The 15476-nt window shown below is 72.4% G+C and carries 12 protein-coding genes; 7 read left to right on the top strand and 5 right to left on the bottom strand.

Annotated elements, in window-relative coordinates; genetic code table 11:
• Window positions 1-597 precede the first annotated feature (597 nt).
• Entirely contained in the window at window positions 598-1095 is a 498-nt protein-coding gene (locus EV382_RS16205) for a hypothetical protein (protein ID WP_130402859.1), read from the top strand.
• Window positions 1096-1216: 121 nt separating this feature from the next.
• Here EV382_RS16205 and EV382_RS16200 read toward each other — a convergent pair whose 3' ends face one another.
• Window positions 1217-2752 carry a M1 family metallopeptidase gene (locus tag EV382_RS16200; protein ID WP_130402857.1) on the bottom strand — a complete coding sequence of 512 codons (1536 nt, stop codon included), beginning with the start codon at window positions 2750-2752 and terminating at the stop codon, window positions 1217-1219.
• 145 nt (window positions 2753-2897) lie between these two features.
• Between EV382_RS16200 and EV382_RS16195 the strand changes: the two genes are divergently transcribed.
• The 4 genes from EV382_RS16195 (at window position 2898) to EV382_RS16180 (ending at window position 9739) form a co-directional block, all read left to right on the top strand.
• Window positions 2898-5591 (top strand): type 1 periplasmic-binding domain-containing protein, encoded by a 2694-nt coding sequence (locus EV382_RS16195; protein WP_244236722.1) that lies wholly within the window; start codon window positions 2898-2900, stop codon window positions 5589-5591.
• A 98-nt stretch (window positions 5592-5689) separates the two neighbouring features.
• Window positions 5690-8236 carry an FtsK/SpoIIIE domain-containing protein gene (locus EV382_RS16190; protein WP_130402855.1) on the top strand — a complete coding sequence of 849 codons (2547 nt, stop codon included), beginning with the start codon at window positions 5690-5692 and terminating at the stop codon, window positions 8234-8236.
• Complete coding sequence (locus EV382_RS16185) at window positions 8233-9177, top strand: hypothetical protein (protein ID WP_244236721.1); 945 nt, start codon at window positions 8233-8235, stop codon at window positions 9175-9177. Before EV382_RS16190 ends, EV382_RS16185 begins: the two co-directional genes overlap by 4 nt.
• Before the next feature lie 298 nt (window positions 9178-9475).
• The gene (locus tag EV382_RS16180; protein ID WP_130402853.1) at window positions 9476-9739 is read left to right on the top strand and encodes a DUF6244 family protein; all 264 of its coding nucleotides are present in this window, start codon (window positions 9476-9478) and stop codon (window positions 9737-9739) included.
• A gap of 27 nt (window positions 9740-9766) precedes the next feature.
• On the opposite strand, the gene EV382_RS16175 is transcribed toward EV382_RS16180, so the two are convergent.
• The 4 genes from EV382_RS16175 to EV382_RS16160 all read right to left on the bottom strand — a co-directional run bounded on the left by EV382_RS16175 (window position 9767) and on the right by EV382_RS16160 (window position 13444).
• Window positions 9767-10177 (bottom strand): hypothetical protein, encoded by a 411-nt coding sequence (locus EV382_RS16175; protein WP_130402851.1) that lies wholly within the window; start codon window positions 10175-10177, stop codon window positions 9767-9769.
• 68 nt (window positions 10178-10245) lie between these two features.
• The gene (locus tag EV382_RS16170) at window positions 10246-10692 is read right to left on the bottom strand and encodes a nitroreductase family deazaflavin-dependent oxidoreductase (RefSeq protein ID WP_244236720.1); all 447 of its coding nucleotides are present in this window, start codon (window positions 10690-10692) and stop codon (window positions 10246-10248) included.
• A 201-nt stretch (window positions 10693-10893) separates the two neighbouring features.
• A complete protein-coding gene (locus EV382_RS16165; protein WP_130402847.1) occupies window positions 10894-11880 on the bottom strand; it encodes an SEC-C domain-containing protein in 987 nt (328 codons plus the stop codon).
• 97 nt (window positions 11881-11977) lie between these two features.
• A complete protein-coding gene (locus EV382_RS16160) occupies window positions 11978-13444 on the bottom strand; it encodes an MFS transporter (RefSeq protein ID WP_130402845.1) in 1467 nt (488 codons plus the stop codon).
• A 219-nt stretch (window positions 13445-13663) separates the two neighbouring features.
• Here EV382_RS16160 and EV382_RS16155 point away from each other — a divergent pair, with 219 nt between their 5' ends.
• Both EV382_RS16155 and EV382_RS16150 read left to right on the top strand, forming a co-directional pair.
• Window positions 13664-14245, top strand: a complete 582-nt coding sequence (locus tag EV382_RS16155) for a TetR/AcrR family transcriptional regulator (protein ID WP_208758428.1) — start codon at window positions 13664-13666, stop codon at window positions 14243-14245.
• Window positions 14246-14537: 292 nt separating this feature from the next.
• Window positions 14538-15314 carry an esterase/lipase family protein gene (locus EV382_RS16150; RefSeq protein WP_130402841.1) on the top strand — a complete coding sequence of 259 codons (777 nt, stop codon included), beginning with the start codon at window positions 14538-14540 and terminating at the stop codon, window positions 15312-15314.
• Window positions 15315-15476: the final 162 nt, after the last annotated feature.

The raw sequence follows: 15476 nt of genomic DNA, 5'->3' as shown, positions 1-15476 counted from the left end.
TGGCACGAATCACCACGGTTTATTTGAACTGACCGCGGTGACGCCAAAGATTTTCCAAGGCTTGGCAAATTGTTTTACATAAAACAGCCACCCGCGGCGGCCCCCGCCCCGCCCCGCCCCCGCCCCGCCACCCCTCCGCCCCGCCAACCCTCCGCCCCACCCCCTCGTCGGTCGATCATGGAGTTGTGGTGGGCGGAAGGTTCGCTCCTGCCCGATTTGTGGGGCACCACAACTGCATGATCGACGCGGCTGGGCGGCGATGGACCGTCCTAGTGCGACAGCAGCGGGTGGTGCCTCTCGCGGATCTTGGGCCAGGGCTTCGGCTCGGTCGGCGGGCGGCTTGTGAGCGGCGCTGGCCACGTCGGGCCGGCCGGGGGTGAACAGCCAGGTGGTGAACAGGTCGTCCAGGTCCAGCCCGGAGATCTGTTCGGCCAGCGCTTGGAACTGCGCGATGGTGCCGTTGTCGTTCTCTCGGGCGGGGTCCGGCTCAGGGAATTGGCGACCGCCGGGCCGGTCGCGAAGCGCTGAGACAGCTGTCACCCTCGGTGGCCCGCTTCCGGGACAGCCCACCATGAAGATCATCGTTACGCTGCGCTGATGGAGATCGAGGAGCGGCTACGGCGTACCCGCCGGTGGCTGTGGATCGTGTTGATCGGGCTCTTCCTCAGCGGTGTCACCGCGTTTCCGCTGGAGATCGAGGTGCGTTGGCTGCTACGCGTACTGGATCCGCTCGCCGACCAACTTCCGGCGCTGGTCGCCTGGATCGAGCGGGTGCACACCGGGCTCGTGACGGCCGGCGAGGACTACCCGTTCCTGCTCTACGGCACCGACTGGCTGGCCTTCGCCCATCTGGTGCTGGCGGTGGCGTTCTGGGGGCCGCTGCGCGACCCGGTGCGCAACGTCTGGGTGGTGCAGGTCGGCATGATCGCCTGCGCGGGCATCGTTCCGTTGGCGCTGATCTGCGGCCCGATCCGGGACATCCCCTGGTTCTGGACGCTCATCGACCTGTCCTTTGCCGTCGGGGCGTTCCCGCCGCTCTGGTTCGCCTACCGCCACATCCGAGCCATAGAAGCAGCAAAACCCCCAACCCCCTAACCCCCGGCCCACCCCCTCGCCGGTCGATCATGGAGTTGTGGTGGGTGGAATGTTCGCTCCTGCCCGATTTGTGGGGCACCACAACTGCATGATCGACGCGGCTGGGCGTCGACAGACGGTCCTAGTGCGACGGCAGTGGGTGGTGCCCCTCGCGGATCTTGGCCCAGGACTTCGGCACGGTCGGCGGGGTGGCCTTGCGAGCGGCGCTGGCCACGTCGGGCCGGCCGGGGGTGAACAGCCAGGTGGTGAACAGGTCGTCCAGATCCAGCCCGGAGATCTGTTCGGCCAGCGCCTGGAACTGCGCGATGGTGCCGTTGCCGTACCGGTGTTCGGCGGCCCAGGCCGGCAGGATCTCGAAGAACGCGTCGTCGCCAACGGCCAACCGCAGCTGGTGCAGGGTCATTGCGCCCCGGTCGTAGACGGCGTTGTCGAAGACCCGAGCGGCGCCCGGGTCACCGGGCAGCACCTGCCAGAACTCGTCGTCGGCCGGGTAGCTGGCGTAGGCGAAGTCGAAGACCTCCTGCGCGGTGCCCTCGCCCTGCTCCTCCGACCACAGCCACTCGGCGTACGAGGCGAAGCCCTCGTTGAGCCAGATGTTGCGCCACTCGGCCACCGAGACCGAGTCGCCGAACCACTGGTGGGCGTTCTCGTGCGCCACCACGTACGTGTTGGCGCCACGTCGCCAGAAGCCTGGCCCGTAAACCGGTCGGGTCTGGGTCTCCAGGGCGAAGCCGATGCCGTCGACCGGCCCGGCCACGCCGCCCTGCGCCTCGAACGGGTACGGCCCGAAGATCCCGCTCGCCCAGTCGACGATCTCGCCGGTCCGCTCGATGCTGGCCCGCGCGGCCGGCCCGAGTGCGCCCAGCGAGGTGCTGTACGCGTTGATCACCGGCTGGCCGCCCGGGGTGGTGTCGGTGACGATGTCGTACTGGCCGATGGCCAGGAAGGCCAGGTACGTGGCCGTGGGGGAGGTGGTGCGCCAGATCCACCGGGTGCGGTTGCCGGCCTCCGCCGCCGGCGGCCTCGGCTGTACGCCGTTGCTGATCACCTCGACGCCGGTGGGCACCGACACCGAGATGTCGTAGGTGGCCTTGTCCAGCGGGTGGTCGTTGCTCGGGAACCACCACCACGCTGACTCCGGCTCGTTGACGGCGAGGGCACCGTCGTCGGTACGCGTCCAGCCGGTGTAACCGCCGACCAGGGCCTCCGACGGGACGCCGGAGTAGCGCACCACGATGGTGAGCTGCTGGCCCCGGGTCACCGTGCGGGCCGGGGTGACCACCAGTTCGTGCACCCCCGCCGTGCTGGTGCTCGCCGCCCAGCCGTTGACCCGGACCGACTCGACGTCGAGCAGGAAGTCCAGATTGAACGTCGAGAGGTCCTGGGTGGCGGTGGCGAGGATGGTGGTGGTGCCGGTGAGCAGGTCGGTGGCCGGTTCGTAGCGCAGCCGGACGTCGTAGTGCTCGACGTCGTAGCCGCCGTTGCCGTAGTCGGGGAAGTAGGTGTCGCCCAGGCCGGGCGCGCCGGGTTGCGGCGCGGCGGAGACGACGGGGCGACCCCAGGCCGTCGGGGCGGCCTGGCCGGGGGTGCCGGCGAGCATGGTGCCGGCGGTGGTGAGGGTCAGGGCGGTGGTGGCCGCCGTGAGGACTCGTCGCACGCTGTGGACTCCCTCCATCGGGTGTTCGCCACGCCAACCTAATCGACAACTGTGAACGTCGCCGGCCCGCCGCACCCGCGCTTGGCCGCCGGCGTCTGGCGGACGTTGCCCCGCGCGGTCACACTGTGTGGATCGGAGGTGACGCGTGCGGCGGTCGGAGGTGCCCCAGCGGGAGTTGATCGGCCAACGGCAGTCAGCCGCCGGTCGGGAGCGGCTGCCGCCCGGCGGGTTGGAGCTGTTCGCGCTGATCGCCCGGCTGCTGCGGCGACCCCGTCGCGGTGACCGCCGGCTGCCGCTGCTGTGGTTGGTCCGCTCCGACAGCGTGGATCTGATGGTGCCGCTGCGCCGATTCCTCGGTCAGGGTCCCCGGCGGCGGGTCCCGCACGCCGTGCTGGACGCCGACGCGCCGCCCGCTGCCGGTGACGTGCCGGCGTTGCTGCGCGAACTGCACCGGCAGCTGTCCCTGGAGGCGTTCGGGGCCGCCCGACTGCGCTTCCGGCACTATCCGCTCGCCGACTGGCTGATGCAGCAGAGCATCAGCGCGGGCATCGACGCCGACGACAGCCGCGCGGCCCTGGTCCGCCGCCTGCGCGACCGCCGGGGCCCGCGGACGCCGGAGGCGTTGCCCTCCGGCGGCGACGCGGTCAGCATCGCCTCGCAGGTGCTGCTCTGGCTGATCCGTCGCGCCGTGCCGGGGGTGGTCTTCCGGGCTGCCGTGTCCGGGCGGGTGCCGGTGCTGGGGCGGCACTACAACTGGTTCATGCGCCAGCAGTACCTGGCGCCCCGGCAGTCGGTCACCTTCCTCGGCTTCGCCGAGCGTCTCACCGCGGGCTGGCGTGACGGGGAGCAACCCGACCAGGTCAACAAGCTGCTGCTGCACGCGTTCCTGGAGGACCTGCGGCAGGCGTACCGGCGTCGACCGTGGCGCCCGTCGGACTGGCGGCGCACCGCGTACCCGGCGCTGCTGCTCGACCACGTCGCCCCCGGCAACGTGGGCGGGGAGCTGGTCCGGCTGCTCGGTGAGGTCCGCACCGAGACTGGCCGCAACGATCCGCTGCTGGTCGTCGCGTCGGGCGGGCAACCCCCACCGGACCTGCCCGAACCGCACCCGCTGACCGAGGCCGACGAGGCGTACGACGAGTGGGCCGAGGCGCTGCCGGAGATGCGCCGGCTGCGCCGCCCGGCCACGTGGCTCGTGGCGTTGCGCCCCGACGAGACCGACACCGGCCCGCCGTCCCGTGGCGGACTGCGGCCCTTCTCCGCTCCCGACCCGCCGTGGTGGTCGCGGCGCTTCCTGCCGGCGGCGCTGTGTCTGGTGCTGGTCGCGACGCTCGGCCTCTGGGCGGCGAGCCGGTGGGGGCCGGGCTGTCACCCCTCGCTCACCGGCCAGGTCTCGGTCGAGGTGGTCGGCAGCGGCGAGTGTGTCGGCTACAGCGACAGCGCCACCCAGGTGTTCAACAACGACCCCGGCCAGGACCGGCTGCGCACCATCCAACGGCGCATCTTCGCGCAGAACCGTGCCGCCGAGGAGGTGTGGCAGCGCAGCGACCGGCGGCGGCCCTTCCTCACCCTGGTCTACCTCGGCACCCTGACCGGCAACCGGACCCGCGCGGACGAGGAGTCGTACGTCTCCGAGCGGGAGGAGCTCGAAGGCATGGCCACCGCGCAGTACGCGCTGCTGAAGGAGTCGGCGGGCGCCGACGGCGCCGCGCTGCTGCGGATCGTGGTGGCCAACGGCGGCCGGCAGATGATCTACGCGGATCGGGCGGTGGCGATGCTGGCCGAACTGGCCCGGGACGACCCCACGGTGCTCGGGGTGGTCGGGCTGGTGGAGAGCCGGACCAGCACCGCCCGCGCGCTGCGCGAGCTGAACCAGGTCGGGCTGCCGGCGCTGGCGCCCACCCTCTCCGCCGACAAGATAGACGCCAACTCCCGCCTGTACCTGCAGATGTCCGCACCGAACAAGGACCAGGTGAAGCTGGTCGACGCGTACGCCAAGCAGGTGCTGAAGGTCAACGAGGCGCACGTCTTCTACACCACCTTGGAGGGCAGTTCGCTCACCGAGGACCTCTACGTGGGCACCCTCGTCGACGGGCTCCGACAACAGTTCGGCCCCCGGATCACCCGCCTCGACGAGTGGCGCACCGGGCGGCGGCTGACCGACGAGTGCGGCTACCCCGGGCTGCTCTTCTACGCCGGTCGATGGTCCGAGTTCGACGGTTTCCTGCGGGCGCTGCGCGAGTGTGGCGGCAACCCGCCCCGACACATCGTCGCCGACGATTCGGCCAACCGTTACATGGCCAACCCGGGGCTGCGCGCCGCCGCGCCCGGCAACGTGCCCGTCACGTACGTGTCGAAGGCGTCGCTGGCCACCTGCGCCGCGCTGCGGGCCGCCCAGGCCCGACGCGACGACGCGCGGGCCAGCTTCCTGTCCTGGATCCAGGCCGACGACCTGCTGGACCCGCCGCGCTGCCGGCCGGGCGCCGAGGAGCAGGTCGGCGAGCGGGTCAGCCTCGCCTACGACGCGGCGATGATGCTGGTGCGCGCCGTGGAGAGTCTCGCCGCCCGGCTGCACCACGCCGACCCCCGGCAACGCTGGAAGCCGGATTCGGTCAACCCGGTGGGCGTGCACGCGGAGGTGCTCCGGCAGAACGCCGGTCAGGGCTACCCGGGGGTGGCCGGATTGGTCCGGTTCACGCCCGACTCGGGGGAGCCGGTCGACAAGCGGCTGGCCCTGATGCGGGTGGAACAGGTACCCGACGTGGCGACCGCGCCGGTGGAGGTGTTCCGCTGCGGGGTGGCCGACGCGTCCGGCCCGGCGGAGTGCGGTCCGGCGTGACCGGCCCGGCGGGACACGTCCTCGCAGGACTGTCCGGGTGCCGCTGACGTCCGTTAGGGTTCCTGGGACCAGGCGGCCGTCGGTGTTGGGGGCAGAGGGTGGGCAGGCTCGCGTCGGCGTACGGGCAGGCGGTCAACTCCCATCGGGCGGCCCGGGCGCATCTGGACGCCGCCCGCACCGTTCTGGGGGCGACGCCGACCGTCACCGCGCCGGGAGGCGTCGATGACCTGGTGGCCCGCCTCGCCCGCGTCGGCGGTGCCCTGGCCACCCCAGCCCCGGGCGTCACGTCGCTGACGGACGAGCCGGCCGCGGTGCGGATCGGCGAGGCGTCCACGTCGGACGGCGGCTTCCCGGTGCTGGTCCCGCTCGGCGGCGGCCACCACCTGGCGCTCGACACCGACGCCCGGGACCCGCAGGTCGCCGGGCTGCTGCGGGCGCTCGTGCTGCGACTGGTCGCCACCGCGCCACCCGGTCAGGTCCGCGTCGCCGGCATCGACACCGCCGCGCTCGGCGCCACCTTCGGCCCGTTGCGCCCCCTGCTCGACGCCGGGGTGCTCGATCCGCCGGCCACCGGCGAGGCCGAGGTGGCCGCGCTGCTGGACGCCGCCGAGCAGCACGCCCGCGCCGCGCAGCACAGTGAGCCCGCCGCCCGCCGCCTCCTGGTGCTGGTCGCTACCGCCGCGCCGCCGCCCCGCGAACTGGCCCGGCTCGCCGCGCTCACCCACGCCGGCCCGGCCGCCGCCGTGTGCGTCCTGCTCGCCGGCCACCCGTCGCGGCTGCCCGGCGAGACCGCCCCGCCGCTGGGCGGCACCACCGCGGTGCGGCTCCACCAGGGGTACGCGCACGTCGGTGACCCACCCGGCACCCCGTTCAGTGCCGACGGCAGCGGGCTCGCCGCACCCGTCCTGCTCGACGGCGACCCGCCGCCCGCCTCGGTACGCGCGCTCGCCGAGCACCTCGGCACCGCCACCCGCCGCGCCGACGCGTTGCCCTTCACCGATCTGCTGCCCGAGCGGCGTTGGGCCGAGTCCGCCGGCAACGGTCTGCGGACGGTGATCGGCCGGGCCGGCGGTGGCGCGGCCTTCGACACCGCGATCACGCTCGCCTTCGACGACGCCACCCCGCACTGGTTGGTCGGCGGGCGCACCGGTGCCGGTAAGACCGTCTTCCTCCTCGACGTCCTCTACGGGCTGGCCGCCCGCTACTCGCCGGCCGAGTTGCAGCTCTATCTGCTCGACTTCAAGGAGGGCGTGAGCTTCACCGAGTTCGTGCCCACCGGTCGGGACCCGTCCTGGCTGCCGCACGCCCGTGCCGTCGGCATCGAATCCGACCGTGAGTACGGTCTCGCAGTGCTGCGCGAGCTGCGCCGGGAGGCGCAGCGTCGGGCCACCGCACTCAAACGCCACGGCGTCACGAAGCTCGCCGACCTGCCCCGTGACAATCCGCTGCCGCGCATCGTCACGGTCATCGACGAGTTCCATGTGTTGCTCGCCGGCAACGACGCGTTGGCCCGCGAGTCCGTGGACCTGTTGGAGGAGTTGGCCCGCAAGGGCCGCTCGTACGGCATCCACCTGGTGCTCGCCAGCCAGAGCATGACCGGCATCGAAGCCCTCTACGGGCGGGCCGAGGCGATCTTCGGGCAGTTCGCGTTGCGGGTGGCGCTGCCCGGTGGCGGTGGGGTGCTCGACCAGCTCAACGACGCCGCGGCGGCCCTGCCGGTCGGCTCGGCCGTGGTCAACACCGCCGCCGGCGCGGTCGGCGCCGACACCGTGCTGCGCTTCCCCGACGCGCACGCCGCCGCCGCGGACCTCGCCGCGTTACGCCACGACCTGTGGCAGGCCCGCCCGCAGGGCTCGCGGGCACCAGCGGTCTTCAAGGGGTACGAAGCCGCGCGCATCGAGGACGACCCCACCTTCGTCGGGTTGCGCCCCGGTGGCCGCCGTCCGATGGCACTGGTCGGCCGGACCGTCGACGTGCACGGCACCACCGCGCTGTTCCTCATGGACACCACCCCCGGCCGGCACCTCGCCGTGGTGGGCACCGCACCGACCGGCGCGGACGTGCTGCGCGCCGCGACGCTCAGCCTGGCCCGCCAGCACACCCCCGGCGACGCCCGGTTCCAGCTGGCCTGCCTGGTCACCGCCGCCGACCCGGTCGCGGACGACACCGAAACGCTGCTGCGGGCCACCGGCCACCCGGTGCAGCGCCTCGACGCGGCCGGGCTGCGCGACCGGATCACCGCGCTGGCCGCCGAGCCCACCGGCCGCGAATACCTGGTGGTGTTCGGCATGGACGCCGCCGCGTCCGTCCTCGGGGCCACCGACCCGGGTACCTTCCGCTCCGGCCTGGACGACCTGCGCACCGTCCTGCGCCAGGGCCCCGGGCACGGGGTGCACCTGCTCGGCTGGTGGCGGGGCCTCCGCCGGCTCGCCGACGATCTCGGCGGCACCCAGAACCGCGACGACATCGCCTGCCTGGTCGCGCTCAACGTGCCCGGGGCCGAGCTGGCCCTGCACCTGGGTACGCACGACCTGACCTACACGCCCCGCCCCGACCGGGCGCTGCTCATCGACCGGCACGACCAGCGCACCCGGCTGATCGTCCCGTTCGTCGGCGACGGGCACGAACCGGACGGGGAGCGGTGACAGTGTCCTTCGAGGAGTACGCGGCGCTGGCCCGACAACTCTCCGAGCAGCACCGCGCCGGGGAGCAACACGCCGCCGCCGAGTCCGCGCGCCGCCGTGACCTGCACGCCGCCGTCGACTACCTCCAGCAGCGGCTGACCGCCCAGGGGCAGCGCCTCGACCAGCTCGGCCGAGCCATCGGCATCGACCAGCCACCCCCTGCTGCTAGCCCGGGGGCCGGGGCGGGACAGGGGACGGGGACGTCGGGTGCGGCCGCCACCTGGCCCGGCCCGCCTCCCGGCCCTGGTTCGGCATCCACCACCGGCCCTGGATCGGCTGCCGGCCCTGGATCGGCGTCCGCTGCGGGCGTTGGCCCGTCCACCGGGCCCGGAACCGGAGACGGCGAACCTGCCGGCGCAGCCGGCACGCCGGGGCGGGCGGGGGTCGGGGCGTATTCCGAGCTGCCGGCGGGGGAGGCGCGGCTGGCGCTGCCGATGGCGGTGAGCCCGGCGGGCGGTGGGGTGCCCGCGCAGCGTGCGGCGGCGGCCGACCCGGCGGTGGAGTTGGAGCTGGCCCGGCGGATGGCCGACGAGGCCGACCGGCACGGGCAGCAGGCGGAACTGCTGGCCCAGCGGCCGGTGCTGCTGCCGACGTGGTCACCGCTGGCCCGCGCGGTGGCCGTCTACGCCGGCTGCGGTGCGGCGGGCGGGGTGCTGATGCTGATGCTGGTGCTCGCCTCCGGGGTCGGCCTGGTCGACGGGTTCACCCTCGGCGCGTGGATCTGCGCGGGGTTGCCGGCGGTGGCGTTCTTCGGGGGGTACCTGGTGCTGGGCCGGTGGGGGCGGCCCGCGATGGTTGCCGGCACCCCGCCGCGTTATCCGCCGCTCGGGTTCCTGATCTGCTTCCTGCTGGTGCCGATGGCCTACTGCTGCTACCTGCTGCTGGTGCGCGGCCTGCGCTGACCCCGGCCCGGATGGCCAGTGGCATGATCCACTCGGCCTTCCGGAAATCGGGGTGTCCGGACCGGTGGGATACCCCGACATCCGGAAACCCGTGTCGATCTTCGGCTCACCCTGCTGGTCTTCGCCGCGGCGGTTCTTCGCCGCGGCGGTCGAGCGGATCGTGGAACCGTTCTCGCGCTGGCTGCCGGGACGGGCCCACACGACGGCCCGGGCGAGTGGTCGCGTTGGGTGCCCCGATCTCGTACGCTCCGATGTGGTCTCCGCGGTGGAGGTGGTGGTCGATCACGGGGAGGTGCGCGTGAGCGCAGCACAGGTCATCGCGAGGTTGGCGGCGGCGTCGCAGAAGCTGGACGAGGCGAAGGCCAAGACCGCAGCGGCGGCACAGGACGCGGCCGAGGCACGGGCACTCGTGGCGGGTGCCCTGGAAGGCGTAGCCGCCGGTCCCCTGGTCGGCATGATCGATTCGTACCGTCAGGCGCTGGCGCGGGCGGCCCAGGGTGGCGACCCGGCCAAGCAGCACGTCCAGGAGACGATCGCCAAGGTCCGAGCGCTGGGAAACTGACCACGGGCGCTGACAGTGCCATCCTGCTCAGCGGGTGATGCGGACCGTCTGTTCGAAGGTCGGGTAGTCGCAGAAGTCCTGGTTGCACAGCTCGAATCCGCCGCTGATCAGCGCGACACCCCGGTTGAGGGCCAGCCCGCCGCCCTCGACCCAGGCTCTTCCGGTCACGGCTTGCGGCTCGCCCGTGCAGCTGTTGAGGGGTGCCCAGCCGCCCGCGTAGGCGACCCGGTTGCCCGAGCGCTGCCGGACGATCAGCTCGGTCGCGCCGGACAGGCCGGCTGGGCAGGTCACGGTGAGGGTGATGTCCACGGCGACGCCGCGTGCGACAAGTGTCGCGGCGGTGACTTCGACGCTGCTTGCCGCGCTCGCTGGCGTTGGCGCGAGCGCGACCGAGAGTGTCAGCCCGATCAGTGCGATGGTGGTGATGATGCGGCGCACGAGGGTCCTCCTTGCCGGAGTGGGTGCTTACCTGCGGTCACCCTAGCCCGGTGCGGCAATTACGGATATCAATCGATCCGTTCGATGACGATGACCGGGATCTCGCGGTCGGTCTGCTTCTCGTAGCGGGCGTACGTCGGGAAGACCTTCGTCATCACCGGCCACAGTCGGACGCGCTCCTCGGCGGTCGCGGTCCGGGCCCGCCCGGTGATCCGCTCTGCTCCGACCTGGATCTCCACCGCCGGGTCGGCGGTCAGGTTCAGGTACCAGGCGGGGTGCTTGGCCGCGCCGCCGTTGGACGCCACCAGCAGGTAGGTGTCACCGTCGCGCCCGTACATCAGGGCCGTGCGGCGTAGCTTGCCCGAGCGGCGTCCGCGGGTGGTGAGCAGCAGCGAGGGTACGCCGTGGAAGGTGCCCCCGTCCGCGCCGTCGGTCTGCACGTACCGCCGGATGTGGCTGGCGACCCAGCCGACCGGGCTGTCCTCGACCGTCTCGTGCTGCTCGTGTGTGGTCACGCCATCGCCTCCATCGTCGAGCCCGGACGGTCGAACGGGGTGTCGATCATACGCGGGGCTTATGCGGTGGCCTGCGCTCAAGAGGGTGCCGGCGGTTGTGGTCGAACGTGATGCCTGTGAGTCATCGTGATGACTCACAGGCATCAGGCTCTCCAGGGACATGGCCTCCCGGGGCCGCAGGGACCGAGCCGGCCGGGGGGATCAGCCGCGCGAGCGCGGCAGGCAGCACTTCTTGTACTTGGCGCCGGAGCCGCACCAGCAGCTGTCGTTGCGGCCGGGCGGCCAGGCGGTCACGCCCGACTCGTCGAGGCTGTCGGCGTACTCGTCGAGGGTTTCCTCGCTGGTGGGGTCGCTGTCGGTGCGTTCGGCGAAGGCCGCCAGGTCGGCGACCGTGCCGACGACCACGCCCAGGTCCGCGCCGCCCATCCCGGAGGCGTCGACGAGGGCGCGTTCGATCTGGGCGCGGTGCTCGTCCCAGGTGGCGGGGTAGCTGTCGACGAGGGTGGGCCAGCGCAGCAGCAGCGCGGTGAATTCCGCCTGCGGCCAGAACAGCAGCGTCGCCGGGCCGTCGTCGAGGGCGTCGAGCGCGTGAGTGCTCGCGGCGCGTAGCCGGTCGGCGAGGTTGTCGTACTCGTCGTGCGGTAGGCCCGCCTCTTCGCGCAGGTCGTGCCGTTGCTGAGCCAGGCCGTAGATCATGGCGGCGGCCTCGTCCTGGGCGTCCTCGGACGCGTGTTGCTGGGTGCGGGTCCGGTCCAGGATGGTGTCGAGTGCCCCGGTGAGCCATTCCACCGCCAGCTCGGCGTGGCCGGATTCGGCCAGTTCGTCGACCAGGTACGTGGCGTCGGGGTCGGTCTCCAACAGCGGGCGCAGGGCGGTCAGCTCGGCCAGGCCCTCGTCGGTCCGGTCGAGGCGCAGCAGCAGGCCGCCGCGCACCGCTCGGGCGTACGCGTTGTCATCCGGCTGTTCGGCGATGGCGCGGCTGGCCAGGGCGAGCGCGTCGGCCAGGTCGCCGGCGTTCTCCAGGATGTCCACGGCGACCAGCAGGGCGTACCCGATGTCGGCGGGGTCCGCGACCCGCCCCTCGTCGACGGCACCCACCAGTTCGGCGACGAGCGCGGCCGGGTCGGGGCTCTTGAGGCCCAGGGAGCCGATCTCTTCGATGCGGTCGGCGGTCAGCAACTCGGACATGGGCGCATCCTGAGGAATGTCGGACGGGGAGCGGTCAGCGTACTCCTGGGCATGGCGCAGCCCGGGCGGCGAACCGCCCGGGCTGCGACACGGATCCTCAGCGGGTCGCTGGCATGGTGGCGAACTCGCCGGCTAGCTCCGACTCGACGATCGTCGCGGTGGACGGCCGGCGACCGGTCGACGGCCGCCGGGCGGACGGGACGGCGAGGGCCGCGAGCGCGGCGGCCAGAGCGATCGCCGTGAGGACGAGAAACCCCATGGTGAAGCCGGCCTCCCGGGGCAGGCCGTTGGCCTGCGGGTGCGCGGTGATCACTCCGCTGACCACGGCGGCGCCGATCGCGCCGCCGATGGTGCGGATGTTGGCGTTCATGCCGGTCGCCACGCCGGTCTGGCTGGCGGGCACGCTGGCGACGATCAGGTTGGCCATCGAGGCGAACGCCAGGCCGATACCGAGGCCGACCAGGCCACCAGCGACGGCGACCTCCCAGCGGGTGTCGTGCAGGGTGGCCAGCATCGCGGCGGCGACCACGTTGAACGCGGCACCGGTGGCGAGCTGCGCCTTGGCGCTGAAGACGGCCTGGAGGCGACCGGCGACGAGGCCGGCGACGAACATCGCCACGAGCATCGGCAGCATGAGCAGACCGGCCTGGCTGATGCTGGCGCCGAAGCCGTAGCCGGCCACGGTCGGGGTCTGCACGAACTGGGGAAGGAACGCGTACACGGAGAACATCGACGCGCCGTAGAGCACGGCGACCAGGTTGGTGGTCCACACGCCGGGCAGGCGCATCATCCGCATGTCGATCAGCGGGTTGCTGGACCGCAGTTCGGTAACCAGCCAACCGACCAGCAGCACCACGGCGAGCGCCAGGAGGCCGAGCACCCGGGTGGAGGTCCAGCCCCAGGCCGCGCCCTGGCTGATCGGCAGCAGCAGCGCCACCAGCCAGCCGGAGAGCAGCACTGTGGCACGCCAGTCGATGCGTCCGGGGGTACGAACCGGTGACTCGGGGATGAACAGGTGGGCCGCGACGGCGGTCAGCCCCACCACGACCATCGGGATCCAGAACAGCCACCGGTAGTCCAGCGCGGTGACGATCGGGCCGGCCAGCACGATGCCCAGGCCACCGCCCGCCGCGACGATCGCGGAGATGGCGGCGACGGCGGAGGAGACCCGCGCGGCCGGGAACTCGTCACGGATGATGCCGAACGAGAGTGGGAAGACGGCGCCACCGATGCCCTGCACGACCCGGGCGACGATGAGGACGCCGATGTTCGGCGCGATGGCGGCCACCAGGCAACCGAGGGCGAGTGCGGCGAGCGAGGCGACCAGCATCCGTTCCTTGCCGATCATGTCGCCGACCCGTCCGAGGATCGGCGTGAAGATCGACGCGGAGAGCAGGTAGGCGGTCAGCACCCAGGTCACGGTGTTCTGGGAGGTGTGCAGGTCCTGCTGGATGGTCGGTAGCACCGGGGTGATCAGCGACTGGAGCATCGCGAAGAACCCGGCGCCGGCCGCGAGCACGGTGAAGGTGAGCCGACGCGAGCTGCGTCGGGAGGTCACTGCCACGAGAGAAGACTCCTGATTACGGTACGGAGGGGAGGTTTCCAACCCGTCGTCTCTGGCGGGTGATTTGTCGGGTCCGGGCGATCGGGGTGGCCAGGCGGCGATCGGGCGGGTCCCGAGGTAAGCTAACCGGAGGCAGGCCTCCGGGATTCCGGAGGGGTGCCTCCACTAAGCTAGCGGAGGGTTGCCTCCGGATGCAACCAGGGTGAGGTGACGCACGTCATGAGCAGCGCGGGGCAGGCGCCCGAGGTCTTCGCCCAGCGGCCCAAGCGGGCCGACGCGCGGCGTAACTACGACGCCCTGATCGCTGCGGCGCGCGAGGCGTTCGCCGAGAACGGGGCCGCCGCCTCCCTGGAGGACGTGGCCCGCCGGGCCGGGGTGGGCATCGGCACGCTCTACCGCAACTTCCCGACCCGCCAGCACCTCTTCGAGGCCGTGTACGTCGAGGAGGTCCGGGCGCTGAGTCGCTCCGCCGAGGACCTGGCCGAGCTGCCACCGTGGGACGCGCTCGTCGCCTGGTTGCACCGGTTCGTCGCGTACGTCGCCACCAAGCGGGCGCTGGCCGAGCAGTTGCTGCGCGACTCCGAGATCTTCCGGACCTGCCGGGCGGAGATCTACGCGGCCGCGGAGCCGCTCGTGCGACGTGCCCAGGCCGCCCGCGTGGTCCGCGACGACATCGACTTCGACGACGTGGTGCGGCTGATCAGTGGCCTCACCATGGCCCAGTTCCCGTCAGTCGAGCAGCGCGACCGGGTGCTCGGCGTGGCCCTGGACGGCCTGCGCCCACCGGCCGCGCCGCGCTGACGACAGCACCCGCTGCGCGCTGCGCCGGATTTCCGTCTCGCGCGGCTCGCCGTCAGGTGCCGGCATCCGCAGGTGCGCGCAGAGCGCGGCCGCGATCGTCGGCCGCTCGGTCGATGTCCGATCTGGAACCCGGCGGTATGACCGTTTACGCCCCCGCCGGAACAACGGGTTACCGGCGCGTAACAAGTCATTGACGTTTCTGAATTGTTGCGGGGATGATCGTCGCACGGTCGACCGGACACCCCCACCCACCTGCCCGGTTCGCCGGGTGCCTCCCCCCGGAGGTGCAGCGATGCTGCTCCGAAAGACCGCCTTCGTCCTGGCCCTCGCCACCGCCGCACTGCTCGCGTCCACCGCCACGGCGGCCGCCGCGCCCGCCGCCGACGCCCCCGGACCGTTCGCCGCGGCCGCGGCCAACCCCGTCATCGTCGTCGGCGGGCTCAGCGGCATCGCCGTCGCCTACGAGCCGATCGCCGCCCGGCTGCGCGCCGACGGCTACCGCACCTTCATTTACCAGCTGCCCGGGCTGGGCCTCGGTGACATCCCCACCTCGGCGCGCGCGTTCGCCACCTACGTCAACCAGGTACGCGCCGCCACCGGCGCGGCCATTGTGGACGTTGTCGCCCACTCCGAAGGGGGACTGGTCAGCCGGTACTACCTCAAGCGGCTCGGCGGCACCGCCATCGTCGGCCGGTACGTCAGCCTGGGCACACCGCAGTACGGCACGTACGTCGCCAACATCGTGGCGTTCCTGGGCCTGGGCACCTGCGCCGGTGTCGTGGCCTGCCAGCAGATGACCATCGGTTCGGCGTTCCTCGCCGACCTCAACGCCGGCGACGACACCCCGGGCGCGGTGCGCTACACCACCATCCGCACCCTGCAGGACGAGTTGGTCCGGCCGACCGGGAACGCCGCCGTCAACGACGGTGCGACGAACGTGCTGATCCAGGCGTACTGCCCGCTGCGGGTGGTGGGGCACCTCGGTCTGGTGCTCGACGGCACGGCGTACACCATCGTGCGCGGCGCCCTGGCCGACGGCCCGGTGCGACCCAACTGCCTCGCGCTCTGACCCGATCCGGCGCGGCGGTTCCGCAGGGGCCGCCGCGCCGCACCCGCGACGGTGAGTGTCGGGTGCGCGACGATTGCGCACAACGGTGTGGCAGACATCAGATGTCCTCGATTAGCCTGCTCCGGCTGTCCAATCCCGACAGTGGACGCCATCCTTCGAGGG

The organism is Micromonospora violae, from assembly GCF_004217135.1.
GTDB lineage: Bacteria > Actinomycetota > Actinomycetes > Mycobacteriales > Micromonosporaceae > Micromonospora > Micromonospora violae.
Note: the sequence above shows the minus strand (reverse complement) of the source record. Positions and strands in the feature narration are given on the sequence as shown.